Below are 24,761 nucleotides of genomic sequence, written 5' to 3'. Positions count from 1 at the left end.
GCCGTGACACAGACCCCTCAAGCGTTCACCAAAGACCGGCGCGCCTCTCTGGTGGCGGCGATTTTCATGATGGCGACGTCGGCCATCGGGCCGGGCTTTCTGACGCAGACGGCGACGTTCACGGCGACCCTCGGCGCGGCGTTTGCGTTCGGCATTCTGGCCTCGATCCTGATCGACTTCGTGGTGCAGTTGAACGTCTGGCGCATCGTGTCGCTGACGCGGATGCGCGCAGCGGACCTGGCCAACGCGGCAATCCCCGGAAGTGGCTACCTGCTGACATTGCTGGTGCTGTCCGGCGGCCTGGTGTTCATGCTGGGCAATATCGCCGGTGCGGGCCTGGGCTTGAATGCGTTGACCGGCCTGGACCCCAAATGGGGCGGGGCGTTGAGTGCGCTGCTTGCCATCGCGATTTTCTCCTCCCATCGCGCCGGCATTGCCATGGACCGCATCATGATGGCGCTGGGCATTCTCAAGGTGTGCCTGATCCTGTTCGCCGCCTTTGCCACCCATCCGCCGTTGGGCGAAGCCCTGCGTCAATCGGTGTGGCCTGATTTCATCGACTTCGCCGCCATCACCACCATCGTCGGTGGCACGGTCGGCGGCTACATCACCTATGCCGGCGCGCACCGGCTGCTCGACCGGGGCACGGTGGGTGTGGAAAACATTGAAGCGGTTTCCAGGGCCGCGCTGACCGGCATTCTGGTCACGGGCGTGGCGCGTTATGTGCTGTTCCTGGCGATTCTCGGGGTGGTGGCCAGTGGCGTCGTCATCGACGTGTCGGGCCAAGGCGCCAACCCTGCGGCCCAGGCGTTCCATGCGGCGGCGGGTAATATCGGCATGATGATGTTCGGCCTAGTGCTGTGGGCGGCGGGGATCAGCAGTGTGATCGGCGCTTCGTACACATCAATGTCCTTTATCACTGTGTTTTCAAAACGCATCACCGAGCGCGGGCGTCACCTGGCGACCGTCGTGTTCATTGTCATTTCGCTGGCTGTTTATCTGATGCTGGGCAAACCACCGGCGGCGCTGCTGGTGTTCGCCGGCGGCTTCAACGGGCTGATCCTGCCGCTGGGTCTGAGCATCTTCATGTACGTGGGCTGGCGCCGCTCCGATCTCATGGACGGCTACCACTATCCTCGCTGGTTGCTGGTGCTGGGTATCCTCACCTGTCTGCTGTCGTGGTTCATGGCCTACAAGTCGGCGGGTGCCATCTTTGCCTTTATCGGCGCGGCCTGATTTAACCGGAGGTTACTTTTGATGCGTGCAATTGATCTTAACAGCGACCTGGGAGAGAGCTTCGGCGCCTGGAGCATGGGCGACGACAGCGCGATGCTCGATGTGGTGACCAGCGCCAACGTCGCCTGCGGTTTTCATGCCGGCGACCCGGCCGGCATGCTGCGCACCCTGCAAGCCGCCGCCGGCAAAAACGTCACCATTGGCGCCCATGTGGCCTACCCGGACAAGGTCGGCTTCGGTCGCCGCAACATGGACCTGGCCAGCGATGAACTGACCGCCGACGTGATCTACCAGATCGGTGCGCTTCAAGGTTTGGCCAGGGCTGCGGGCACGTCGGTGCGCTACGTAAAACCCCACGGCGCGTTGTACAACACCATTGCCCACGACCGTCGCCAGGCGCTGGCGGTGATCGCCGCCATCCGCGCCATCGATCCCACGCTGATACTGGTGGCCCTGGCCGGTTCCACGCTGATCCAATGGGCGCGCGACGAGGGCTTGCAGTGTGTCGCCGAAGCCTTCGCCGACCGGGCCTACACGCCGCAAGGCACGCTGGTGTCGCGACGTGAACCGGGCGCGGTGCTGCACGATCCGAAACAGGTGGCGCAACGCATGCTGCGCCTGGTCGAAGACGGCACCATTGAAGCCATTGATGGCACGCGCACCCGCATCGAGGCCGACTCCATCTGCGTGCATGGCGATAGCCCCGCGGCGGTGGACATGGCGCGCGAACTGCGCCGAGTGCTGGAGCAGGCCAACCTGTCCGTGCGGCCGTTTGCGGGAGATCGCCCATGAATGCCTTCGCCCGCGCCCGCGAGGCGGCCATTGACGCTGCCCGGCAAGCCCGTCAAACCTACCGTGACGGGCTGATAACCCCTACGGCCGGGATTGCCCCGGGCATGACCCAGGCCAACCTGATCGCCCTGCCGCGCGAATGGGCCTACGACTTTCTGCTGTACGCCCAGCGCAATCCCAAAGCCTGTCCGGTCCTCGACGTCAGCGACGCGGGCAGTCCAAGCACGCTGCTGGCGCAAGGCGCAGACCTGCGCACCGGCCTGCCGCTGTACCGCATCTGGCGGGACGGAAAAATGGTCGACGAAGTCAGCGACGCCACCCAGGCCTGGGCCGAGCACGACGACATGGTGGCGTTCCTGATCGGTTGCAGCTTCACCTTTGAAACCGCCCTGCAGGAAGCGGGCATCGAAGTGCGGCACATCGCCGATGGCTGCAACGTGCCGATGTACCGCACCCACCGCGCCTGTCGCCCGGCGGGACGCCTGCACGGTGAAATGGTTGTGTCCATGCGCCCGATCCCACCGGATCGGGTGGCCGAGGCCAGCGCAATCTCCGCGCGCTATCCCGCCGTCCACGGCGCCCCGGTGCACATCGGCGAGCCTGCACTGCTGGGCATCCAGGACCTGAGCCAACCCGACTTTGGCGACGCGGTGCGCATCGAGCCTGGCGAGGTGCCGGTGTTCTGGGCCTGCGGCGTGACGCCCCAGGCGGCGGTGGCGGCGTCGGGCGTGCCCTTCGCCATCACCCACGCGCCCGGCCATATGTTCATCACCGATGTGCCTGACAGCACTTACCACGTCTAGGAGTTTCCCGTGCGCTTTCTACCGGTCAACCTGGACACCCTGCTCGTCGAATTGAACGACCTCGACCAAACCCTGGCCCTGTTCGACGCCCTGATGGCGGAGCCGATTGCCGGCGTCGAAGAAATCGTGCCCGCCGCGCGAACGCTGCTGATCCAGTTTCGTCCCAGCGCCATCGCGCGCCAGGCGCTGGTCGAGCGTATCGCCGGCCGGGACCTGAGCCAGCGCCGCGAAGGCGAGCTGCGCCGGGTGGAAATCCCCGTGCACTACAACGGCGAAGACCTCGACGAAGTCGCCACCCTGCTGGGCATCAGCCGCACCGAAGTGATACAGCGCCACACCGCCCATGACTACAGCGTGGCCTTTTGTGGCTTTGCACCGGGTTTTGCCTACCTCACCGGCGCCGCCGGTTTCCAGGTGCCGCGCCGGCAAACCCCGCGCACCCGCATACCGGCGGGCGCCGTGGCCCTGGCCGGAGACTTCAGTGGCGTCTACCCCCAGGCCAGCCCCGGTGGCTGGCAGATCATCGGCGTCACGCCGTTGCAGATGTGGGACCTGAACCGCGCCGAACCGGCCCTGCTGCGCCCTGGCTATAAAGTGCGATTCACCGACGCCGGCCCGCTCCCGGCCGGCGGGTTGCCCGCTACCAGCGCCGCCGCGCGTGCCGCCGCCCCAAGCGGCGCCTGCCTGGAAATCATCAGCCCCGGGTTACACAGCGTGTTGCAGGACATGGGCCGCCCCGGCCAGACCGATCAGGGCGTGTCGCGCTCCGGCGCGCTGGACCTCGGCGCCCTGCGCGCGGCCAACCGCGCCGTGGGCAATCGCTCGGACATGGCCTGCGTGGAATCGGTACTCGGCGGCCTGAGCTTCGTTTGCCACGGCCATGGGGTGATCGCGGTCACTGGCGCGCGCACGCCGATCACCATTACCAGCGCCAGCGGCCTGCAATGGACGGCCGACAACTACCAGCCCATCGAACTGGCCATGGGTGATCGTGTCAGCCTGGGCGCACCGTTGGCGGGGCTGCGCAGCTACCTGGCGATGCGTGGCGGCTTTGACGTCACGCCGGTGCTCGGCAGCCTGTCCACCGACACCCTGGCCCAGGTCGGCCCCCCGGCGCTCGCCGTCGGCGACCGCCTGGGCTTTACCCCACGCACCACCGGCACCAGCGTATCGCTGCAGGAAGCGCCGGCCTTCGAGCTGCCGACGGCAGCGCACATCGTCACCCTCGACGTGGTGATGGGGCCACGCACTGACTGGTTTACCGAAGACGCCGTGCAGCGCCTGAGCAGTCAGCTGTGGCGCGTCACCTCGCAGTCCAACCGCGTCGGCATTCGCCTGGCCGGAGACATGCCGCTCACACGCAGCAATCACCAGGAATTGCCCAGCGAAGGCACCGCCGTCGGCGCCATCCAGGTCCCGGCCAGTGGGCAACCGGTGCTGTTCCTGGCCGACCACCCGCTGACCGGCGGCTACCCGGTGATCGCCGCCGTGGCCAGTCACCACCTGGACCTGGCCGGGCAGATACCGATCAATGCGCAGATTCGCTTCAACCCGCTGAGCGCATTCAGCGAAATCCAACCGCGCACAGATGCCTCTTTTTCAACTGCCGATGCGAAGAAAACCCCATGAAAAAATTACTGATCGCCAACCGTGGTGAAATCGCCGTCCGCATCGCCCGCGCCTGCCGTGACTATGGTGTGCAATCGGTGGCGGTGTACGCCGACGCCGACATCGACGCCCTGCACGTGCACCAGGCCGACGAAGCCTATGCCCTGAACGGCCAGCGCCCGGCAGACACCTATCTGGATATCGAAAAACTCCTGGCCATTGCCAAACGCAGCGGCGCGGATGCCGTGCACCCAGGCTATGGTTTTCTGTCCGAGCGTGCCGACTTCGCCCGCGCGGTGATCAACGCCGGGCTGGTGTGGGTTGGCCCCAACCCCGAGACCATCGACGTGCTGGGCGACAAGGTCGAGGCGCGCAAACTGGCGCAGCAGGTCGGCGCTCCGCTGGTCGCCGGTACGCCAGGCCCGGTCGAAAGCGCGGCCCAAGTACTGGCGTTTGCCGAGCAGCACGGCCTGCCGATTGCCATCAAGGCCGCCTTTGGCGGTGGCGGGCGCGGCATGAAAGTGGCCTGGCGCCTGGACGAGGTCGCCGAATTGTTCGCCTCGGCCGTGCGCGAAGCCGAAGCGGCGTTCGGCCGTGGTGAGTGTTTCGTCGAGCAGTTCCTCGACCGTCCTCGGCATATCGAAGCGCAAGTCATCGCCGACAAACATGGCAAGGTCGTGGTGGTCGGCACGCGTGACTGCTCGCTGCAACGCCGCAACCAGAAGCTGGTGGAAGAAGCCCCCGCGCCGTTCATCAGCGACGCCCAGCGCGAGCGTATCCATCAGTCGGCCCACGCTATTTGCGCCAAGGCCGGTTACGTCGGCGCCGGCACGGTGGAGTTTCTGCTCAGCCAGGATGGCACGCTGTCGTTTCTGGAGGTCAACACGCGTCTTCAAGTCGAGCACCCGGTCACCGAAGAAACCACCGGCGTGGACCTTGTGATCGAGCAACTGCGTATCGCCGACGGTTTGCCGTTGTCGTTCAGCGAAACGCCAGTGCCGCGCGGCCACAGCTTTGAATTTCGCATCAACGCCGAAGACCCGGGCAAAGGCTTTTTGCCCACCCCCGGTCACATCAGCGCGTTCCAGCCACCCTCCGGCCCCGGCGTGCGCCTGGACAGCGGCGTGGTCACGGGTTCGAGCGTGCCCAGCACCTTCGATTCGATGATGGCCAAGCTGATCGTCAGCGGCGCCACCCGCGAACAGGCCATCGCCCGCGCCCGCCGTGCCCTGGCAGAGTTCAACATCGAAGGCATCGCCTCGGTGCTGCCCTTTCATCGGGCCGTGATGGAGCATGCCGACTTCACCGGCGCCGACCGATTTGCCGTGCACACCCGCTGGATCGAGACCGACTTCGCCGAACAGATCACCCTCGCCCCACGCAGCGCGTTGTCGGCCGACCCCGAGGTGCTGCGCACCTTCGTCGAAATCGACGGCAAGCGCCACGAACTGGGCCTGCCCGCCGCCCTGTTGCGCGGCATCAGCCTGAACGGACCGGCTCCCGCCAGCGCCAGCTCAAGCCCCAGCCAGGCCGCAGATCCACAAGCGGTGCTGACGCCGGTAGCGGGCAACCTGCATGCCTGGGTCGTCGGCGACGGCGACTCGGTCAGCGCCGGCCAAGTGATCGCCGTGGTGGAGGCGATGAAAATGGAAACCTCGATCCTCGCCCCCTGTGCCGGCGATGTTCAGATTGCCGAACAGGCAGGTGCTTATTTCGAGGCTGGCTGCGTGATTGGGCGTATCAAGACAGCCAATTGAGTTGAACGCTTCGCCACAGGTTGCACGCGCAACGAGGGATTAGCTCGATTGCCGCGTGCAGCCTGCAGAAAACCGCAGGCAGGACGCGAGCAAAAACCGCACGCTCGTTCACGAATTGTTAAGAAACACCTCCCTATACTTGCCGATTGCCATGTCCGCTCCCCCGAGCGGTCCCCTGCCCCGGTAGCCACACTCCATGACGCGTCCCGTTCCTCTGCTGCTTCTGCTCGTTGGTCTGTTGTTCTTCTTCGCCTTGGGTAACCATGAATTGCAAGGTTCCACCGAGGCCCGTGTGGCCGGGATCGCCATGGCCATGCACCTGGACAACGACTGGGTGGTGCCGCGACTGTTTCAAGAGCCGTTTCTGGAAAAACCGCCTCTGAGCCTGTGGCTCGACGCCGGCGCGATTCGGCTGTTTGGCGCCAGCACCGGGGCGGTGCGTCTGGCGTCGGCGTTTGCCGGGCTGTTCAGTGTGATGCTGTTGTACGGGATGTTGCGCACCTTCGGGCGGCCAAAAACGTTGGCGTTCAGCGCGGCGCTGATCCTGGCGACCATGGCCAGTTACTGGGGCAATGTGCGCGGCGTGGGTGAGGATTCATTGCTCAGTCTCGGCGTGACGACCGCGCTGCTGGCGTTTTACCAGGCCGTGCGGCCTGATCGCGAAGGCTCCAGCACGTGGGCCTGGGCGCTGTTCGCGGCCGGAATGGTCATCGCCACCCTGAGCAAGGGCGTGCTGGGCCTGGCGATGCCGGGCATCGTGATCTTTGTGTACCTGGTCAGCGTCAGCCTGATGGACAAGCGCCTGAGCATCGGCGACTGGCTCAAGCCGGCGCTGTTTACCCTGTTGGCGTTGGTGCCGCTGGTGATCTGGCTGGGGTTTCTGTTTCAACGCGACGGGATGCAGGCGGTGGGCGAGGTGCTGTTGACCAACAGTGTCGGTCGCTTCAGCGGCTCGTTTGTCGAAGCCGGGCATTACGAGCCGTTTTACTACTACCTGGTGAAGCTGCCCGAGGCGTTTTTGCCGTGGAATATCCTGGTGTACCTGGGCCTGTGGCACTTTCGCAAAAGCCTGGTGCGCAACCGTTATCGCCTGTTTTTCAGCGTGTGGCTGGTGGCGCAATTTACCTTGCTGACCCTGGCGTCCAGCAAGCGCACGGTGTACCTGATGGCGCTGACGCCGGCCGCCGCCGTGCTGGCCGCCGAATATGTGCGCGTGCTGCTGGCGTGGCTCAAGGAACACAAGCCTGCGCTGTACGCGCACCATCGGCGCGTGATCGGCGCGGTGTTTATCCTGGCCATCGCCTGCTACCTCACGGCGGCCTTCTGGTTCGCGCCCAAAGCGGACGTGCGCCACTCGTTCGTGCCGGTGATCAGCGAGATCCAGACCCTGCTGGACCAGGGCAGAAACGTGGTGCTGTTTCAACCCAACGAGCGGATCGCGGGCGCCAGTGTGTTTTACCTGCGGGCTTACCTGCCGATCCTGCAAACCGAAGCGCAATTGCGCAGCTACCTGGCCGCCAAACCCGGCAATGTGGCGCTGCTGGATCGCACCGAGCAACTGCAGGAAAAGGTCACGGTAACCAAACAGATGTCGATCAATCGCCAGCCTTACTACTTCATCGAGCAGTAAGGCGGGCGCGGTGCATCAGTGTTTGGTGAGTTTGTCCAGGTAACCCATGGCGAACGCCGAGACCACGAAGGTCATGTGAATGATCACGTACCACATCAAATGCTGCGGATCGACGTTCTTGGCGTCCATGAAGATGCGCAGCAGGTGGATGGAGGAAATCGCCACGATGGACGCCGCCACTTTCATCTTCAGCGACGAGGAGTCCATAGTGCCGAGCCAGTTGAGCTTTTCCTTGTTGTCATCGATGTCCAGCTGCGAGACAAAGTTCTCGTAGCCGGAAATCATCACCATCACCAGCAGGCCGCCGACCAGGGCCATGTCGATCAGCGACAGCAGCACCAGGATCAGCTCGGACTCGGCCATCGAGAACACGCTCGGCAGCAGGTGGATCACTTCCTGGAAGAATTTCAGCGCCAGCGCCAGCAGGCCCAGGGACAGACCGAAGTAGATCGGCGCCAGCAGCCAGCGCGAGGCGTACATAGCATTTTCGATAAAACGTTCCATTGAATCTCACACAGCGTGGCTAGAAATGGCGGCGAGTATACCAGCCGCTGCCAGCCGCCTGTCACCGCGAGAAAACTGACGTGTACGGCATCTGTAAGCGCGTTTATCTGCTAGTGTCGAGCCCATCAAATCGACTCAATGTTGTCGGACAGGAAAACTTGCAATGATGGATGTGCGATCTCCCTTGGCCAGCGTCGGCCTGTGCGCGGCACTGCTGCTGGCCGGCGGCTGCTCTCCCAGCGAAGAGCAGAAGCAGGCCACCCTCGAAGAGAAAACCGCCAAGTTCGAACAGTCTCTCGACGGCATCCAGGACCCCAAGCTGCGCGACGCCATCGCTGACCTCGGCGGTTCGCTGTTGCTGCTCGAGCGCGCGCAAACCAAGCTCGCCAGCAAACCCATCGAGCCCGAGTACGGCGAAGACACCCTGGCCCTGCTCAAGCACTACCCCACGCCGCAGGCGCTGGTCGATACCTACATCAACGGCCTGTTCGTGCTGCGCAGGGCCTCCCATTCGGACTACCTGACAGATTTGCAGCCGGTATTCCCCTTTACGTTCAATGTGCCGGAGCAGTTTCCATTCCCCCACAACCTGGAATGGCAGTCGGTCACCTTGAGCAACAACAAGGTGATTCCGTTCCAGCCGGAATGGTCGGAAACCGATCCCGGCATTCAGTTGAGCCCGAGCAGCTCCAACCTGACCAACCCTGACGACCTGACGGTGACCTACCCGTTTTTCGACGGTATCGAGACCGAAAACAAGAGCCAGCCGCAGCCGGTGAGCCTCAAGGGCGCGGTGGAAGTGGTAGCGCCCGGCAAGGTGCTCAGCTTCGACCTGTCGAAAAAGGACGTCGGTCACACGCGCACCGAAGGCACTGTCAGCGTCAACCTGCTACTGCTTGAAAAGAACTACGCCGAGCTCGAACTCACCAACAGCGCGCCCCTGGCGCCGGAACTGGCGGATGATTCGCCCAATCCGCTGCTGGTCCAGGCACGGGACGTTACCGGGCAGTTTCTGACGCGCTCGGGCTCGATCAACGAAAGTGCTGCGCAAGTGGCGTTCTACGAAAAACAACTGGCCGAGCTGCAAAAGCAAAAAGCCTGGTCACCGGCCCTTGAAAAACAGCTGACCGATGAGCAAAAAGCCTTCGAGCAAAAACAGCACCGGTCTTACGCCAAGGTCTACTTCAATGGCGTGATCGACTCCCTGCAAGTCAATGTGCTGGACTTTTCCACGGTCACCGTCACCCGCAAGGAACTGGACCTGCCGGTCCTGCGGTTTGACAAAAACAGCCTGGAAAAGACCGTGCAAGCCTTGCCGATGCCTGTCACGGTGTACGACGACGGTGCCGCCAGTTGGCTCAAGGACGCGTCGATGACCGAAGACCAGCTGAAAAACAGCGTCACCATCAGCCAGTCCGTCGACGATGCCAGCGCTGCGCATGTGGTGTTCGATCACCCCTTTACCTTCAACGACGACCTGGTGGGCGCCGAGCGCAACAGCAGTGAGGCGCCGGTGACGTTTTTTACCGCCGACGAAAAAGGCGAGCGCGGCGACCCTATCGAGTTGCCCACCGAGGCCTTCGAACTGAACCCGGCGCGCGGCATGCTCACCTACGACCTCAACCTGTTCCCGGAGAACCCGGCGTTCGTGGTGGGCTCGATCCCGCTGTTCCTGGCCACTATCGAAAAAACCACGCTGGATGCGGCCAAGTTGCCCAAGGGCCTGGCGCTCAAGGACAACGCGCTGATTGTCGATCAACAAGCCTTCCCCGCCGACAGCTGGCGTTTCTACGCCAAGGACGCCAGCGGCAATTACCTCAAGGAAATCCTCGGCGTCAGCCACCGCGCCGAGGAATACGGCACGGCGATGTTCGACGTGCATTACTTCTACGGCCAGCCGACCCGCCTGGAAGGCTACCAGCGCACCGACCTGAGCACCGTGCAATACGGCTTCGAGGTCAAGCTGGACAAGCCGGAAAGCAAATAACGCGGCGATTACAGGGCGAGGCGTTCTTGCCTGCGATTGAGTTGGCGCAGATAGGCCTGCAAATGCAGGCCCCATATCGGCGGCTCGCGCCTCTGCACATAGCCTTGCAGCGTGAGGCCGTCGACGATGGTGCCCAGTAGGGTTTCAGCGGCGCAGGCCCCATGAAACGGGCCCTCGGCCTTGATGGCGGACGGCTGCTCGCCGGCCATGCCTGCTGCGAATAACAACATCCACAGCCCGCTGTCCCCCGCGAGCGGGCGCACGGTGCATTCGATACGGGTTTCCAGGCCCAGGCATTGACGGATAAGGCAAAGGTTGCGCGGCATGGCGGCGCCCCTCGGTAGACTGGTTTAACTCAGAATAGAAGAAAACCAAGACAAACCAAGGCTGTAGAGACCAACGGCGATAAACCGTCAATTTAACGTCTCGCAGCAAACTGGAACCTCTGTGGCGAGCGGGCTTATTGTGGCGAGCGGGCTTGCCCCGCGTTGGGGTGCGAAGCGCCCCCAATCAAGACAAACGCAGTGTACCTGACACTGCGCAGAGCCTGGCTTTGGGGCTGCTGCGCAGCCCAACGCAGGACAAGCCTGCTCGCCACAGGGAATCTGCGCTTAACTGAACGGCATTAGGGCTTGCCCCCTCTCACACTGCTTACTCAGCGTCAGGTCGGTTTGGCTTCGGCCAGCGCCAACTGCGCCAGCTCCTTCTCCGCTTCTTTCAGGTCTTCCTCGCTGATCATCTCGGCAATCGCGCGCAGACGCTCGACCACCCGCGCATTCACCGTGCCTTCGGGGAATTGCCCTTCGTCGTCGGGCTCGCCGGCGTCCTCGCCCACCAGCAGGCTCAGCGCTTCATCCGCCTGGCGCACCGCGTAGATGTGAAACTGCCCGGCGCGCACGGCCTGCAGCACTTTCTCATCCAGCATCAGCGTGGCCACGTTGGCCTTGGGAATGATCGCGCCCTGCTCGCCGGTCAGCCCGCGCGCTTCACAGAGGCGGAAGAAGCCCTCGATCTTCTCGTTGACCCCGCCCACCGCCTGCACTTCACCAAACTGGTTGATCGAACCGGTGATGGCAAAGCACTGCTTGAGCGGCGTTTTCGACAGCGCAGAGATCAATGTGCACGCCTCGCCCAGGGACGCACTGTCGCCGTCCACATAACCGTAGGACTGCTCCAGCGCAATACTCGCCGAGATCGCCAGCGGGAATTCCTGGGCATAGCGGCTGCCCAGGTAACCGGTGAGGATCATCACGCCCTTGGAGTGAATCGGCTGCCCAAGGTTAACCTCGCGCTCGATGTCGACAATGCCGCTGCCGCCCGGGTACACCGTGGCGGAAATCCGCGCGGGCACGCCGAACGCCGAGTCGCCGACTTCCAGCACGGTCAGGCCGTTGCACTTGCCCACGGCAGCGCCGGCGGTGTCGATCAGGATCACCCCGGCGAGCATGTCATCCAGAATCCGCGCCGAGACCCGCCCCGTGCGCGTGGCCTTGGCCTTGAGCGCGCGCTCGATATGCCCGGCATCGGTCATCTCGTCGCCCGCCAGGTGGCGAATGAAATCCGCCTCGCTCACCAACTGGAACAAATCACCGATGCGCGCCGACAGGCGCCCCTGGTGTTCCGCCAGCCGCGCGCTGTAAGTGGCCAGCCGCGCCACGGCATCCGAGGTCAGCGGCGCCATGCCTTCTTCCGACGTGCGGGTTTTGAGCAACTGGGCGAACTGCTCCAGGCTTTCGTCGACCATCGGAATGTCTTCGTCGAAGTCCACCAGCACCCGGAACATCTCCTGGAAGTCCGGATCGGCGTCCTGCAACGCGTAATACAGCTGGCGCGAACCGATGATGATCACTTTGACCTGCAGCGGAATCATTTGCGGGTTGAGCGTCACGGTGGCCAGGCGGCCCAGTTCGCCCAGGGGCGACTCCATCTTCAGTTTGCGCGATTGCAGGGAGCGCTTGAGCGCGTCCCACACGAACGGCTCGCCGAGCATTTTCTCGGCCTCAAGGATCAGGAAACCGCCATTGGCGCGGTGCAGGGCACCCGGACGCAGTTGGCGATACGTGGTGTAGAGCGCGCCCTGGTCGGTGCTGTATTCGATGCGGCCGAACAGGTTGTCGTAGGTCGGATGCGGCTCGAACACCACTGGCGCGCCGCCGTTGACCGCATGGCCCACCACCAGGCTCGGGCAGTATTGCTCTTCGAGCAGCTTGCGCGCCTGGGCGTCGGTCTTGGCGTCGTCTACCAGTTGCTCGACCACGGTTTTGAGCAGGTACACCTGCATGGCTTGCAGGTAACCGCAAACGCCTGCGTTCTCGGCGTACTTTTCCGACAGCGGCGCGAGCAAAGGTTGCAGGGCCAGGGTGATGGTTTCTTCGTTGAACTGGCGCAGTTGGTTGTTCGACTCACGCTTCCACTGCGGCAGGCTGGCCAGTTCCTCGTTGAGACGCTCTTCCAGCTCGGAGATGTCCGAGTGGAAGCGCTCGCGATCAGCCTCCGGCAACTGCGAGAACTCGGCCTCGTCCAGCGCCTTGCCGTCGAGCATCGGGGTGAAGGCGATGTTGGTGCTGTCGCGGTACAGCGCCACGTCCTTTTCCAGGGCCAGGCGCTCGATCACGTCCAGGGCCTTGTCGTAGCGCTGGTTGAACGCGCGGTCGATGGCGCTTTTGCGCTGTTGATAGGTCGGGTGTTCGAACACCGCCGGGAAGGTTGCCACCAGGTTGTCGACCAACCCGTTGATATCGGCGATGAACGCCGCCGCGCAGCCGCCCGGCAATTCCAGGGCACGCGGTTCGCGCGGCTCGTCGAAGTTATTCACATAGACCCAGTCCGACGGGGTCTGCAGGCGCTTGCCTTCGGCTTTCAGGTAGCGTTTGACGAACGAAAAGCGACCCGTGCCCGGCTCGCCCATGACAAACACGTTGTAACCGGGGCGTGGCATGGCCACACCGAACTGCAAGGCTTCAACCGCACGTTCCTGGCCAAGCACACCGCGAAAGGGCTCCAAATCATTGGTGGTCGAGAAGCTGAACTGTTCAGCGGAGAAAGGGCGAGTCAGCGCTTCGGGCGCTAGACGCAAGCTGGCAGCAACAGGATCAGGCATCGGGCTTCCTTACATCAGGCGGGGCAGATAACGGCATTCTGGCTCCCCCTTGCGCGCTCTGGCAAGGCGAGCCGTAGGGAAAGCATAGACAGCGAGTGCGTCCTGCAAAAAAATCGCGACAACGGCGATTGTTTTATAAAAACCCACGGAACCCTTCGAACGTGCCTAAACTCCAAACTGCGCGGGTTGGACTAATAACTGGCCCCTAGGGCGCGATCAAGCGCCTGAACCCCTTGTCCATTGGTTTGCACACAAAGAGAACAAAGCTATGAAACGGATCCTTCTTGGTACTCTTTTCACCGTCGTCTCCCTCAATGCAATGGCAGAAGCACCAGGCGGCCCGAACTGCGGTTGGGGCAACATGTTGTTCGAAGGCCAGCGCGGCACTCCAGCTCACTTCCTGGCTTCCACCACCAACGGCACCTCGGGTAACGCCACCTTCGGCATGACCTCGGGCACCAACGGTTGCAGCACCAACAGCGCCCTGACCTACGGCGGCAAGTCCTGGATTGCCATGAATGGCATGATGAACGAGCTGTCCGAAGACATGGCCAAGGGCAACGGCGAAGCACTGACCACCTACGCCGTGGTACTGGGCGTGGCGCCAGAAGACCGCGAGCACTTTGCTGCCGTGACCCACGAGCACTTCCAGCAGATCTTCAGCAAGGCTGACGTGACCGCTGACGACGTGCACAACAACACCCTTGCTGTACTGAAAAGTGATTCGCGTCTGGCGAAATACGCTACCCAGGCTTAAGCTCGACCTGCCCGCGCCTCTTGAGGCGCGGGTTTTATTTTTTGGGCCCGCCTCCCCTTTGGGTCTCACTTTTTCCGACTTAAGTAGCCCTTATGCTCAAACGCTTTGCCTGGCTGGCACTCTTCGCCTGCGCCCCGCTGTACGCGGCCCCGCATATTGATGATCAACGTTTGCAGCAACTGGCCAACGATCCGTTCTGGCTATCTCTGGGCCATTACGAAGCCGGCAAGATCAAAGGCTGGCGCAGCTATGTCAGCGACAAAAAATTCTTTCTCGCAGCCGACGGTGCCCACCACCCGGATGCCGAGCTCAAGGCCACCGTTGAAGCGTTGTATGCGCCGGCCAGCCTTGGCGAAAAACACGCCCAATGCGTTTACCCCGCGCGCACCCGCTGGCTCAAGGCGCAGTTGCAACTCAACGACCTGCCTGCGCTGGAGTGCAAGGAATTCACCCAGTGGTTCAAGGACGTCGCGCCCCACAGCGCGGTGATGATCTTCCCGGCGGCGTACCTCAACAGCCCGTCGTCGATGTTCGGCCATACCCTGCTGCGTATCGACCAGGCGGATGTGCAACGGGACAAGACCGCGCTGCTCAGCTACGCGATCAACTTCGGCGCCTACATCGAAGGCTCTGACAACAGCATTCTCTACGCCTGGAAGGGCCTCGCCGGCGGCTACCCCGGCCTGTTCGCCCTGGTGCCGTATCAGGAAAAACTCTCGGAATACCGCAGCCTCGAAAACCGTGACCTGTGGGAATACCGCCTCAACCTCACCGAAGTCGAGACCAAGCGCATGGTCGAGCATGTGTGGGAACTCAAGCAGATCAAGTTCGACTACTTCTTCTTCGATGAAAACTGCTCCTATCGCCTGCTGGAATTGCTGCAAGTGGCACGCCCCGGCCTGCGCCTGACCGAGCAATTCCCCCTCACCGCCATCCCCACCGACACGGTCAAGGCGGTCAAGGACGCGGGCCTGGTAGAAAAAATCGACTACCGCCCGTCCCGCGAGCGCGAGTTGCTGGAGCGCGCCAAGCCGCTGGACGGCGATGAGCAGCAATGGGTGCTGAAGATCAGTGACGACCAGAAGCAGTTGCAGGCGCCGGGTTTCAAGGCGCTGCCGCGTGACCGCCAGGCGCTGGTCATCGACGCCGCCTACCGCCTGGGCCGCTACCGCGCCAATGGCCTGGAGCGCGACACCGCCCGCTCCCAGCGCAGCTTCGAATTGCTGCGCGCGATCAACCAGAACCCTGCGCCGGACCTGAAAATCACGCCGCCGGGCCTTCCGGAAAACGGCCACGAATCACGCACCTGGCAGGCCGGCATCGGCACCCGAGGCGACAAGGCCTTCGGCGAATACGGCCTGCGCATGGCCTACCATGACCTCAACGACAACGCCGAAGGTTTCCCCTTGGGTGCGCAGATCGAAATCCTGCAGATGAAACTGCGCCAGTACGAAGGCAATCACTGGCAACTGCAGCAACTGGACCTGGCCACCATCCGCTCCCTGACCCCGCGCAACGCCCTGTTGCAACCCTGGTCATGGCAAGTCACCGGTGGCCTGGAGCGCGTGCCGGGCAAACACGACGACGAAACCCTGGTGGCCCACGTCAACGGCGGCGCAGGCGGCACCTGGCAGCTGAGCGACGACATGCTCGGCTTCGCCCTCGGCACCGTGCGCGTGGAACACAACAACGACTTCAGCGAAGCTATCTCCCCCGCCGCCGGCTTCAACACCGGCGTGCTGTGGAAAAACCCGCTGGGCAACCTCAGCCTGGAGGCCAAGGGCGACTTCTTCACCAATGGCGAAGTGCGCCGCAGCATCAGCCTGAACCAGCAGTGGGAGCTGTCCCGCAACCTGGGCCTGCGCCTGAGCGCCCAGCGCGAGTACAGCCACCTGTCGACGCCGGTGAATGAAGTGATGCTGGAAGTGAAGTGGTATCACTACTGACCCACGCCAACCCATAGGACCTCTGTGGCAAGCCCTAATGCCGTTCAGTTAAGGAAAATGTGTGGGCTTATTGTGGCGAGCGGGCTTGCCCCGCGTTGGGGTGCGAAGCGCCCCCAATCGAGCAAAACGCGGTGTACCTGATACGGCTCAGCGCCTGGCTTTGGGGCTGCTGCGCAGCCCAACGCAGGACAAGCCTGCTCGCCACAGGGAATCTGCGCTTAACTGAACGGCATTAGCGCAAGCCCGCTCGCCACGGAGGCTTGCGGCGGTGCTGAAAAATATCGTCGCCCCGTCTTCGCTGACAGAAGAGCTTTGATGCGTAAGGACTACCTGGCTTTTTTCATCTCGCTGTTTCTATCCAGGCTGGCCGATCAGATCCTGCTGTTCATCGTGCCGCTGGTGGTATTCCAGACCACCAACAGTGTCGCCTGGGCGGGGCTGGCCTTCTTCGTCGAATCGCTGCCGCGCTATCTCGCGTTTCCGTTGTGCGGCGCCCTGTGCGACAAATACTCCCCGATAAAAATCCTGCATATCAGCCAGGTCTACCGGGCCTTGCTGTGTGTGCTGGCCGTGGCGCTCCACGCTTTTTTTGGCGGTATCACCTGGGTGGTGGTGCTGTCGGCGCTGTGCGGGGTGCTGACTACGCAAGGCATCATGGCGCGCGAAGTGCTGATGCCGCATATCTTCGAGCACTACAGCTATACCAAAACCCTGTCGTATTCTCAGATCGCCGACCAGACAGGCCTGGTCCTCGGCCCACTGCTGGCGGCACTGATGCTGGAGGTGTGGGCCTGGCACTGGGCAGTGCTGGGGGTCGCCGGGCTGTTTTTGCTGGCGGACCTGAGCATGCTCGCGTGGCAACGCCTGAGCCGCGTGACCCTGGAGGTTTTCGAGCAGCATCAGGGTATCTGGCTGCGACCTCTGCGAATCGCGTTCGCGCATATCCGCCGTCTCACGGAGCTGAAAAAAGTCATCCTGCTGGCCGTAGGCGTGAACCTGATCGTCGGCGTCACCCTGGCCACCTCGGCGGCCATGGTGATCGGCCACTACCGCGCCGGCAAGGACAGCTATGCCGGGCTGCAGGCGGCGGGCGCGGTCACGACGATCGTGATCCTGTTTTTCCTCGCCCGAGTGGCACTGCCTCTGCGGCTGCTGGGCGGTGTCGGCTATTCGATGATCGCCACGGGGGCTTTGATCAGCGCGCTGAGCCCGAACCTCGGCGGCTATGTGCTGGGTTTCCTGTTGATTACAGGCTTCGACAAGATGTTCAACGTCTACCTGCGCACCCTCCGGCAACGGGTGATCCCGCCCCAGGACTTCGGCAAGACCGTGGGCGTGATCACCTTGTTGAACAACCTGTCGCAGCCTCTCGCAGGCCTGCTGGTGGCATTGCTTGCGGCGCCGCTGGGCACGCAATCGGTGATCCTGATGTTGGCCGTGCTGGCGACCTTGCTGGGGGTGGGCGTCTGGTGGTGGTTCGCCAAGACACAGCCAGGGAACGTTGGGCACCGATCCAAACCAGATGAAAATTAAACGGTGAGAGGGCCCATCTCACAGCGTTCTCACCCGCCTTTCACGCCGCCCCGACAATTCCCTGACTAGACTTCCTCCCATAAGCCGAGAAACGGCCAGGGAGTACGCCATGTGGCGGTATGCGGTGATGCTGGGCGCGGTGTTGTGGTTGTCGGGTTGCCAAACAACCCATCAGGATCTGCTGGCCAAGGGTTATCCACCGGTGTTTGCCGATGGCTTCGATGATGGCTGCAGCAGCGGACGCCAGGCAGCCGGGGTGATCAGCGGGGAGTTTCGCAAAAATGTCCCGCGCTACCTGAAAGAGCGGGAATACGCCTCAGGCTGGGAAGACGGCTTTCGCCAGTGCAAGGCCATGCGTGAACATGAAGAGCTGCGTGACTACAGAGACAATCGCTGGGACTACCGCGAGCGTGCCTGGCAGCGGGAGAAAGACCGCGACGCCGCCAGGGCCTACCGCGCCCAATAGATCGCTCCCACGCAGAACGCGGGAACGATCGCGCGGCGCACAGGGCCCAACCTCCATTGAGGAGAATGTCATGAGCCGAGCTTTTGTAAACGAAGACAACGCCGCCGCCCAGGCTGATCAGCCGGTGGAACGCCAGGTCAGCGAGCAGCCCAATCACCTCACCGCGTCCGGTTTGGCGCAGTTGCAGGCCAGGGTTACGCAGTTGCAGGCCGAGCACAGTGCCGAGACGGCCAGGGGCGAAAAGGCGGATAAACAACGCCAGGCTGATCTCGAGCGGGATCTGCGCTACTTCAACCAGCGGGTACACAGCGCTCAGGTCGTTGCACCGGCCACGTCGACCGACAAGGTGCAGATTGGCAGTTGGGTAACCTTCGCCAACGCGCAGGACGAACAGCAGCGCATTCAACTGGTCGGGGAAGACCAGGCCGACGCCAATGCCGGCCTGATCAACTGGGGCTCTCCCCTGGGTCGCGCGCTGCTGGGTGCTCAGGTGGGCGACGAGGTGATGTGGAAGCGGCCGGTCGGCGATCAGGTGATTGAAGTGTTGCGCATCGAGCCCGACGCTTAGCCCAAGAGGGTGCTGGCAGTTATACCGCTATCGGGAGCAAGCCCCCTCCCACAGGGGAATGCATTCCAACTGTCGGAGGGGGCTTGCTCCCGATGAACTCACCTCGGTATTCCTGAAAAAACGCAAAAAAAACGGAGCGCGAAGGCTCCGTTCTTACAAACAACCCGCCTGAATCAGGCCAGTTTCTTGTGCCGCACCCGGTGCGGCTGCGCCGCCGCATCGCCGAGGCGCTTTTTACGGTCTGCTTCGTACTCGGTGTAGTTGCCTTCGAAGAACACCGCTTGCGAGTCGTCTTCGTACGCCAGGATGTGAGTCGCGACGCGGTCAAGGAACCACCGATCGTGAGAGATCACAATGGCGGCGCCCGGGAAGTCCAGCAGGGCTTCTTCCAGGGAACGCAGGGTTTCAACGTCGAGGTCGTTGGACGGTTCGTCGAGCAGCAACACGTTGCCGCCTTCTTTCAGGGTCAGGGCCAAGTGCAAGCGACCGCGCTCACCACCGGACAGGTCCTTGACGAACTTCTGCTGGTCGCCGCCCTTGAAGTTGAAACGGCCCACATAAGTGCGCGACGGGATTTCATAGTTGCCGATGCGGATCTGGTCGGAACCGTCGGACACCTGCTGGAACACCGTCTTGCTGCCGTCGAGGTCGTCGCGGCTCTGATCGACACAGGCAAGCTGCACGGTTTCGCCGATCTCGATGCTGCCCGAATCCGGGGTTTCCTTGCCCATCAGCATGCGGAACAGGGTGGATTTACCCGCACCGTTACCGCCGATAACGCCGACGATTGCGCCTTTTGGCATGGAGAACGACAGGTTGTCGATCAGCACGCGGTCGCCGTAGCCTTTGGAAACGTTCTTGAACTCGATGACCTTGTCACCCAGGCGCGGGCCGGCCGGGATGTAGATCTCGTTGGTTTCGCTGCGCTTCTGGAATTCCTGCGACTGCATTTCTTCGAAGCGTTGCAGACGTGCCTTGGATTTGGACTGGCGGGCCTTGGCGCCTTTGCGCACCCATTCCAGTTCTTCCTTCATGGCCTTTTCGTGGGCCGATTGCTGCTTGGATTCGGCGGCCAGACGGTCGGACTTGGCTTCCAGCCAACCGGAGTAGTTGCCCTCGTAAGGGATACCGGCGCCACGGTCGAGCTCGAGGATCCAGCCGGCGACGTTGTCGAGGAAGTAACGGTCGTGCGTGATCGCAACCACGGTGCCCGGGAAATCGTGCAGGAAATGCTCCAGCCAGGCGACGGAATCGGCGTCCAGGTGGTTGGTCGGTTCGTCGAGCAGCAGCATGTCGGGGGCCGACAGCAGCAGGCGGCAGAGGGCCACGCGGCGTTTTTCACCACCGGAGAGGAATTCGACCTTGGCGTCCCATGCCGGCAGGCGCAGCGCGTCGGCGGCGACTTCCAGCTGGCGCTCCAGGTTGTGACCGTCGCTGGCCTGCAGGATGGCTTCGAGCTTGGCCTGTTCGGCGGCGAGCTTGTCGAAGTCGGCGTCTTCTTCTGCGTAAGCGGCGTAGACCTCGTCCAGGCGCGCCTGGGCGTTCTTGATCACGCTGACGGCCTCTTCGACCACTTCACGCACGGTCTTGGTCGGGTCCAGGATCGGCTCTTGCGGCAGGTAACCGATGTTCAGTTCCGGCATCGGGCGCGCTTCGCCTTCGAACTCAGTGTCGACGCCGGCCATGATTTTCAGCAGGGTGGATTTACCCGAGCCGTTGAGGCCGAGCACGCCGATCTTGGCGCCGGGGAAGAAGGACAACGAAATGTTTTTCAGGATTTCCCGCTTCGGCGGAACAACTTTTCCCAGCCGATGCATGGTGAAGACGTATTGAGCCATGGTGAACCTAGCGTCAGTGACTGATGAATTGAGCGGGCGAAGCCCGTGCCAGGCCATGCGCGGCGCGGGCCTTTGACTATGATCAATGCCAGCGAGCGGAAAAAGCCTGAATGTCTGGGGCTGGAACGCCCCCGCGTAACCGGCAAAGCTACCTGAATGCGCCTGGTCAGTCCAGCCAGGCCAGGGCTGGCACTTTGCCACAAGTCAAGGCATGCTAGCCGCCCTCCGGGCGTCAGGCTTATAGTGCACGCCGCGCCAGTCCGCCAAACCGCAGGATCACAGCTTGTCCAACGTCACGCCGCCCTCGCCCCTGCGCGCCGCCCATCTGGCACCGGGAGCGCCCCTGCACGGCACCCTCAAAGGCGCATTGGCGACCCTTGTGCTGATGCTGCTCGCGCTGCTGTTCTGGCAGTTGCTTGACCAATTGCAGCAAAACCAGAAAAACCAGCAGCAATACACCATCGACTACAGCGCCGACTTGGCCGAGCAGATCAGCCTGAATATGGCCCTGAGCGCGAAAATCGCGTTGAACCTGCTGCCCATGGTCGAGCCCCCGCGTGACAACGAACAGCAACAAGCCCTGATGCGCAGCCTGCAACGCTCGCTGCCCGAGCTGCGCAGCCTCGCCCTGCTCGCCCCCAGCGGCGCGATCATCAGCGACAGCGCCACCGACAGCCAGGACAGCGCCTGGCTTGAAGAGCTGGTGCAACGCAGCCACGGCCAGTCCTATTACCTGAGCAACAACCAAGACGGCAGTCTTATCTACCTGCTGCTGCACCAGCCCAGCGGCGGCTCGCGGATGTACTGGGCGCTGCGCCTGGCGCCCGACTACCTGACCAACCTCACCCGCCAGGACGGCCAGGGTCAGCGGCCGATGTGGGCCATCGAAAACCGCATCAACCATCAGGTGGTCAGCCGTGAAGGCGGTATGTCGGCGCAAGGGGTCAACAACCTGACCACCGACGAACTGAACAAAAGCGTGCTGATCACGCCGTTGAGCAAAAGCGACTGGCAGTTGCGCGGCCTGTTCGACCGCAGCGCGGTGCTTGAAGAACTGCTGCCGGCGTTTATCGGCAAATGCCTGCTGGGCCTGGCATTTTCGCTGATTCCGGTGATCGTGCTGCTGAACATGCGTCGGCGCCAACGCCAGGTGAATGAAGGCCGGCGCCGCTATCAGGATATTTTCGAAGGCACCGGCGTGGCCCTGTGCGTGCTCGACCTGTCGAGCCTCAAGGCGTTCTTCGACAAGGCACAGTTGCACAGTCGCGAGCAACTGCACGCCTGGCTGCAGGACAATCCCGAGGCGCGCGGGCAATTGCTCAAAGGGCTGCGGATCACCGAGGTCAACCAGGTGGCCGTGCGCTTATTGAATGTCAGCTCCTGCGATCAGGCCTGGGAGCGCCTGCTCGATGACTCACCGCACAACGCCACCTCGATTGGCTACCAGGTGCTCGAAGCGGTGCTGACCCAGCAAAAACAGCTGGAGCTGGAGATCCAGCTCAACGATGTCGCCGGCAACCCGCAATACCTGTGGCTGGTGATGCGCCTGCCGGAACAGTTGGACGACTTCAAGGCGGTGATCCTCAGCATCAATGACATCACCAGCCGCAAGCTGATCGAGTTGTCGCTGGTGGAACGCGAAAGCTTCTGGTCGGACGTGGTGCGCACCGTGCCGGACCACCTGTATGTGCAGGACGTGATCAGCCAGCGCATGATCTTCAGCAACCATCACCTCGGCCATACCCTGGGCTACAACAAGCCCGAACTTACGCAGATGGGCGAGTATTTCTGGGAGATCCTGCTGCACCCCGAAGACGCCGAGCATTATCAGGATCAGCGCCAGCAGCAGCGCGAGGTCGGCTATTCGACCCAGTTGCACTGCCAACTGCGCTTTCGCCATCGCAACAACCAATGGCGGCGTTTCGATATCCGCGAACAGGCCCTGGCCCGCGACAACAGCGCCCAGGTGACGCGCATCATTGGCGTGGCCAAAGACATTACCGACCAGATCGAAGCCAGCGAATCCCTGCGTGACAGCGAACAGCGTTACCGCATGCTGGCCGAGAGCATCAGTGACGTGATCTGCTCCACCGACAGCCAAATGGCCCTCAATTACATCAGCCCCTCGGTCAATGCGGTGCTGGGTTATGACGTGGAGTGGGTGTTCAAGCACGGCTGGCAGTCGATCATTGCCAACCCGCAGCAACTGACCGGCATCAGCGCGCTGTTCGAACAGGTCAACCGCGCGGCGGGCGATCCGCTGGCGCTGGCGGCGCTGCGCGATGAAACCCACACGCAACTGTTCCTGTTCGACTGCCTGCGCGCCGATGGACGCAAAGTGCCGATCGAGATGCGCCTGGTGCTGGTGTGGGACGAACACGGCGCCTTCGAGGGCATCCTCGGCGTGGGCCGCGATATCAGCCAGCAACGCCGCGCCGAGAAAGACCTGCGCATGGCGGCCACGGTATTCGAACATTCCACCTCGGCGATCCTGATCACCGACCCGGCCGGTTATATCGTGCAGGCCAACGAGGCGTTCAGCCGGGTCAGCGGCTATGCGGTGACGGATGTGCTCGACCAGTTGCCGAACATGCTCACCGTGGATGAACAACAGGAAGCCCACCTGCGCTACGTGCTCAAGCAGTTGCACCAGCACAGCACCTGGGAAGGCGAAGTGTGGCTCAAGCGGCGCAACGGTGAGCATTATCCGGCCTGGGTAGGGATTACCGCCGTGTTCGACGACGAAGGCGACCTGGCCAGCTATGTGTGCTTTTTCAGCGATATCAGCGAACGCAAGGCCAGCGAACAGCGCATCCACCGCCTGGCGTATTACGACGCCCTGACCCACCTGCCCAACCGCACGCTGTTTCAGGACCGCCTGCACACCGCGCTGCAGTCGGCCGAGCGGCAGAAGTCGTGGGTGGTGCTGATGTTCCTCGACCTCGACCGTTTCAAGCCGATCAACGACTCACTCGGGCATGCCGCCGGCGACCGCATGCTCAAGGAAATGGCCACGCGCCTGCTGGGCTGCGTGGCCGAGGACGATACCGTGGCGCGCATGGGCGGCGACGAGTTCACCTTGCTTCTGCAACCGCGGGGCAGTCGCGAACTGGCGCTGAACCGGGCGATCAATGTGGCCGAGCAAATCCTCGCCAGCCTGGTAAAACCCTTTGTGCTCGAGGGCCGCGAGTTCTTCGTGACCGCCAGTATCGGCATTGCCTTGAGCCCGCAGGACGGCAATGAGCTGAGCCAGTTGATGAAAAACGCCGACACCGCGATGTATCACGCCAAGGAACGTGGCAAGAACAACTTCCAGTTCTACCAGGCCGACATGAACGCCAGCGCCCTGGAGCGCCTGGAGTTGGAAAGCGACCTGCGCCATGCACTGGAGCAGGACGAGTTCGTGCTTTATTACCAGCCGCAGTTCAGCGGCGACGGCAAACGCCTGACCGGCGCCGAGGCGCTGCTGCGCTGGCGTCACCCGCGCCGTGGGCTGGTGCCGCCGGGAGACTTCATTCCGGTGCTGGAAGAGCTGGGGCTGGTGGTGGACGTGGGCGACTGGGTGCTCAGCGAGGCCTGTCGCCAGTTGAAAACCTGGCACCAGAACAAGGTGCGCGTGCCGAAAGTCTCGGTGAACATCTCGGCGCGGCAGTTCTCCGATGGCCAATTGGGCACGCGCATCGCCACCATCCTCAAGGACACCGGCCTGCCGCCGGCGTGCCTGGAGCTGGAGCTGACCGAAAGCATCCTGATGCGCGAGGTCAACGAAGCCATGCAGATCCTCGCCAGCCTGAAAAACCTGGGCCTGAGCATTGCGGTGGACGATTTCGGCACCGGCTATTCTTCGCTCAATTACCTCAAGCAGTTCCCCATCGACGTGCTGAAGATCGACCGCACCTTCGTCGACGGCCTGCCGTCCGGCGAGCAGGACGCGCAGATTGCCCGCGCCATTATCGCCATGGCCCACAGCCTGAACCTGGCGGTGATCGCCGAAGGCGTGGAGACCCACGAGCAGTTGGACTTCCTGCGCGAGCACGGGTGTGACGAGGTGCAGGGTTACCTGTTCGGGCGGCCGATGCCAGCGAACCGGTTCGAGGCGCAGTTCAGCAATGAGGCGCTGTTCCTGTTCGACTGAACTCTTACCTGTAGCGAGCGGGCTTGTCGTGGCGAGCAGGCTTGCCCCGCGTTGGGCTGCGTAGCAGACCCAAAACCTGACTTATGTTTCTATCTGAAAAA

Annotated in this window: 17 protein-coding genes; 13 read left to right on the top strand and 4 right to left on the bottom strand. The window is 62.8% G+C overall.

Going from position 1 to position 24,761, the window contains the following annotated elements; genetic code table 11:
- Nucleotides 1-3: 3 nt before the first annotated feature.
- The 6 genes from LUB09_RS11450 to LUB09_RS11425 all read left to right on the top strand — a co-directional run bounded on the left by LUB09_RS11450 (nucleotide 4) and on the right by LUB09_RS11425 (nucleotide 7,826).
- Nucleotides 4-1,236 carry an NRAMP family divalent metal transporter gene (locus LUB09_RS11450; protein WP_231422613.1) on the top strand — a complete coding sequence of 411 codons (1,233 nt, stop codon included), beginning with the start codon at nucleotides 4-6 and terminating at the stop codon, nucleotides 1,234-1,236.
- A gap of 21 nt (nucleotides 1,237-1,257) precedes the next feature.
- Complete coding sequence (locus tag LUB09_RS11445) at nucleotides 1,258-2,028, top strand: LamB/YcsF family protein (RefSeq protein WP_231422612.1); 771 nt, start codon at nucleotides 1,258-1,260, stop codon at nucleotides 2,026-2,028.
- Nucleotides 2,025-2,831, top strand: a complete 807-nt coding sequence (locus tag LUB09_RS11440; RefSeq protein ID WP_231422611.1) for a putative hydro-lyase — start codon at nucleotides 2,025-2,027, stop codon at nucleotides 2,829-2,831. The genes LUB09_RS11445 and LUB09_RS11440 overlap by 4 nt, the downstream gene beginning before the upstream one ends.
- A 9-nt stretch (nucleotides 2,832-2,840) precedes the next feature.
- The gene (locus LUB09_RS11435) at nucleotides 2,841-4,460 is read left to right on the top strand and encodes a 5-oxoprolinase/urea amidolyase family protein (protein WP_231422610.1); all 1,620 of its coding nucleotides are present in this window, start codon (nucleotides 2,841-2,843) and stop codon (nucleotides 4,458-4,460) included.
- Nucleotides 4,457-6,196, top strand: a complete 1,740-nt coding sequence (locus LUB09_RS11430; RefSeq protein ID WP_231422609.1) for an acetyl/propionyl/methylcrotonyl-CoA carboxylase subunit alpha — start codon at nucleotides 4,457-4,459, stop codon at nucleotides 6,194-6,196. Before LUB09_RS11435 ends, LUB09_RS11430 begins: the two co-directional genes overlap by 4 nt.
- Before the next feature lie 196 nt (nucleotides 6,197-6,392).
- The gene (locus tag LUB09_RS11425; protein WP_231422608.1) at nucleotides 6,393-7,826 is read left to right on the top strand and encodes an ArnT family glycosyltransferase; all 1,434 of its coding nucleotides are present in this window, start codon (nucleotides 6,393-6,395) and stop codon (nucleotides 7,824-7,826) included.
- Between the two features lie 15 nt (nucleotides 7,827-7,841).
- On the opposite strand, the gene LUB09_RS11420 is transcribed toward LUB09_RS11425, so the two are convergent.
- Nucleotides 7,842-8,330 (bottom strand): TIGR00645 family protein, encoded by a 489-nt coding sequence (locus LUB09_RS11420; protein WP_024077486.1) that lies wholly within the window; start codon nucleotides 8,328-8,330, stop codon nucleotides 7,842-7,844.
- Nucleotides 8,331-8,493: 163 nt separating this feature from the next.
- On the opposite strand from LUB09_RS11420, the gene LUB09_RS11415 reads away from it, so the two are divergent.
- On the top strand, nucleotides 8,494-10,317 hold the full coding sequence (locus tag LUB09_RS11415; protein ID WP_231422607.1) for a hypothetical protein: 1,824 nt from the start codon (nucleotides 8,494-8,496) through the stop codon (nucleotides 10,315-10,317).
- Nucleotides 10,318-10,325: 8 nt separating this feature from the next.
- Here the strand turns inward: LUB09_RS11415 and LUB09_RS11410 are convergent, their stop codons facing one another.
- Both LUB09_RS11410 and LUB09_RS11405 read right to left on the bottom strand, forming a co-directional pair.
- Nucleotides 10,326-10,643 carry a PA4575 family protein gene (locus LUB09_RS11410; protein WP_209984978.1) on the bottom strand — a complete coding sequence of 106 codons (318 nt, stop codon included), beginning with the start codon at nucleotides 10,641-10,643 and terminating at the stop codon, nucleotides 10,326-10,328.
- A 335-nt stretch (nucleotides 10,644-10,978) separates the two neighbouring features.
- A complete protein-coding gene (locus LUB09_RS11405; RefSeq protein ID WP_209984981.1) occupies nucleotides 10,979-13,417 on the bottom strand; it encodes a Lon protease family protein in 2,439 nt (812 codons plus the stop codon).
- 268 nt (nucleotides 13,418-13,685) lie between these two features.
- Here LUB09_RS11405 and LUB09_RS11400 point away from each other — a divergent pair, with 268 nt between their 5' ends.
- From LUB09_RS11400 to LUB09_RS11380, 5 genes are all read left to right on the top strand, one after another.
- Nucleotides 13,686-14,174 carry a DUF3015 domain-containing protein gene (locus LUB09_RS11400; protein WP_017253712.1) on the top strand — a complete coding sequence of 163 codons (489 nt, stop codon included), beginning with the start codon at nucleotides 13,686-13,688 and terminating at the stop codon, nucleotides 14,172-14,174.
- A 92-nt stretch (nucleotides 14,175-14,266) separates the two neighbouring features.
- Nucleotides 14,267-16,120, top strand: coding sequence for an Lnb N-terminal periplasmic domain-containing protein (locus tag LUB09_RS11395; RefSeq protein ID WP_231422606.1), 1,854 nt, complete (start codon nucleotides 14,267-14,269; stop codon nucleotides 16,118-16,120).
- Between the two features lie 315 nt (nucleotides 16,121-16,435).
- Entirely contained in the window at nucleotides 16,436-17,653 is a 1,218-nt protein-coding gene (locus LUB09_RS11390) for an MFS transporter (RefSeq protein ID WP_231422605.1), read from the top strand.
- A 109-nt stretch (nucleotides 17,654-17,762) separates the two neighbouring features.
- On the top strand, nucleotides 17,763-18,119 hold the full coding sequence (locus LUB09_RS11385) for a hypothetical protein (protein ID WP_231422604.1): 357 nt from the start codon (nucleotides 17,763-17,765) through the stop codon (nucleotides 18,117-18,119).
- 70 nt (nucleotides 18,120-18,189) lie between these two features.
- Nucleotides 18,190-18,687 carry a GreA/GreB family elongation factor gene (locus tag LUB09_RS11380; protein WP_231422603.1) on the top strand — a complete coding sequence of 166 codons (498 nt, stop codon included), beginning with the start codon at nucleotides 18,190-18,192 and terminating at the stop codon, nucleotides 18,685-18,687.
- Between the two features lie 173 nt (nucleotides 18,688-18,860).
- Here the strand turns inward: LUB09_RS11380 and ettA are convergent, their stop codons facing one another.
- Complete coding sequence (gene ettA, locus LUB09_RS11375) at nucleotides 18,861-20,525, bottom strand: energy-dependent translational throttle protein EttA (RefSeq protein WP_057008686.1); 1,665 nt, start codon at nucleotides 20,523-20,525, stop codon at nucleotides 18,861-18,863.
- A gap of 283 nt (nucleotides 20,526-20,808) precedes the next feature.
- Here ettA and LUB09_RS11370 point away from each other — a divergent pair, with 283 nt between their 5' ends.
- Nucleotides 20,809-24,660 (top strand): bifunctional diguanylate cyclase/phosphodiesterase, encoded by a 3,852-nt coding sequence (locus LUB09_RS11370; RefSeq protein WP_231422602.1) that lies wholly within the window; start codon nucleotides 20,809-20,811, stop codon nucleotides 24,658-24,660.
- Nucleotides 24,661-24,761 lie beyond the last annotated feature (101 nt).

The organism is Pseudomonas sp. Leaf59 (assembly GCF_920984685.1).
GTDB lineage: Bacteria > Pseudomonadota > Gammaproteobacteria > Pseudomonadales > Pseudomonadaceae > Aquipseudomonas.
The sequence above is the reverse complement of the archived record's forward strand: the minus strand, read 5'-3'. Positions and strand labels throughout refer to the sequence as shown.

Coding starts and splice junctions, on each gene's coding strand:
- LUB09_RS11395 (WP_231422606.1), top strand. CDS start 14,267: ATGCTCAAACGCTTTGCCTGGCTGGCACTCTTCGCCTGCGCCCCGCTG.
- LUB09_RS11385 (WP_231422604.1), top strand. CDS start 17,763: ATGTGGCGGTATGCGGTGATGCTGGGCGCGGTGTTGTGGTTGTCGGGT.
- LUB09_RS11380 (WP_231422603.1), top strand. CDS start 18,190: ATGAGCCGAGCTTTTGTAAACGAAGACAACGCCGCCGCCCAGGCTGAT.
- ettA (WP_057008686.1), bottom strand. CDS start 20,525: ATGGCTCAATACGTCTTCACCATGCATCGGCTGGGAAAAGTTGTTCCG.
- LUB09_RS11410 (WP_209984978.1), bottom strand. CDS start 10,643: ATGCCGCGCAACCTTTGCCTTATCCGTCAATGCCTGGGCCTGGAAACC.
- LUB09_RS11440 (WP_231422611.1), top strand. CDS start 2,025: ATGAATGCCTTCGCCCGCGCCCGCGAGGCGGCCATTGACGCTGCCCGG.
- LUB09_RS11425 (WP_231422608.1), top strand. CDS start 6,393: ATGACGCGTCCCGTTCCTCTGCTGCTTCTGCTCGTTGGTCTGTTGTTC.
- LUB09_RS11400 (WP_017253712.1), top strand. CDS start 13,686: ATGAAACGGATCCTTCTTGGTACTCTTTTCACCGTCGTCTCCCTCAAT.
- LUB09_RS11415 (WP_231422607.1), top strand. CDS start 8,494: ATGATGGATGTGCGATCTCCCTTGGCCAGCGTCGGCCTGTGCGCGGCA.
- LUB09_RS11390 (WP_231422605.1), top strand. CDS start 16,436: ATGCGTAAGGACTACCTGGCTTTTTTCATCTCGCTGTTTCTATCCAGG.
- LUB09_RS11405 (WP_209984981.1), bottom strand. CDS start 13,417: ATGCCTGATCCTGTTGCTGCCAGCTTGCGTCTAGCGCCCGAAGCGCTG.
- LUB09_RS11430 (WP_231422609.1), top strand. CDS start 4,457: ATGAAAAAATTACTGATCGCCAACCGTGGTGAAATCGCCGTCCGCATC.
- LUB09_RS11445 (WP_231422612.1), top strand. CDS start 1,258: ATGCGTGCAATTGATCTTAACAGCGACCTGGGAGAGAGCTTCGGCGCC.
- LUB09_RS11420 (WP_024077486.1), bottom strand. CDS start 8,330: ATGGAACGTTTTATCGAAAATGCTATGTACGCCTCGCGCTGGCTGCTG.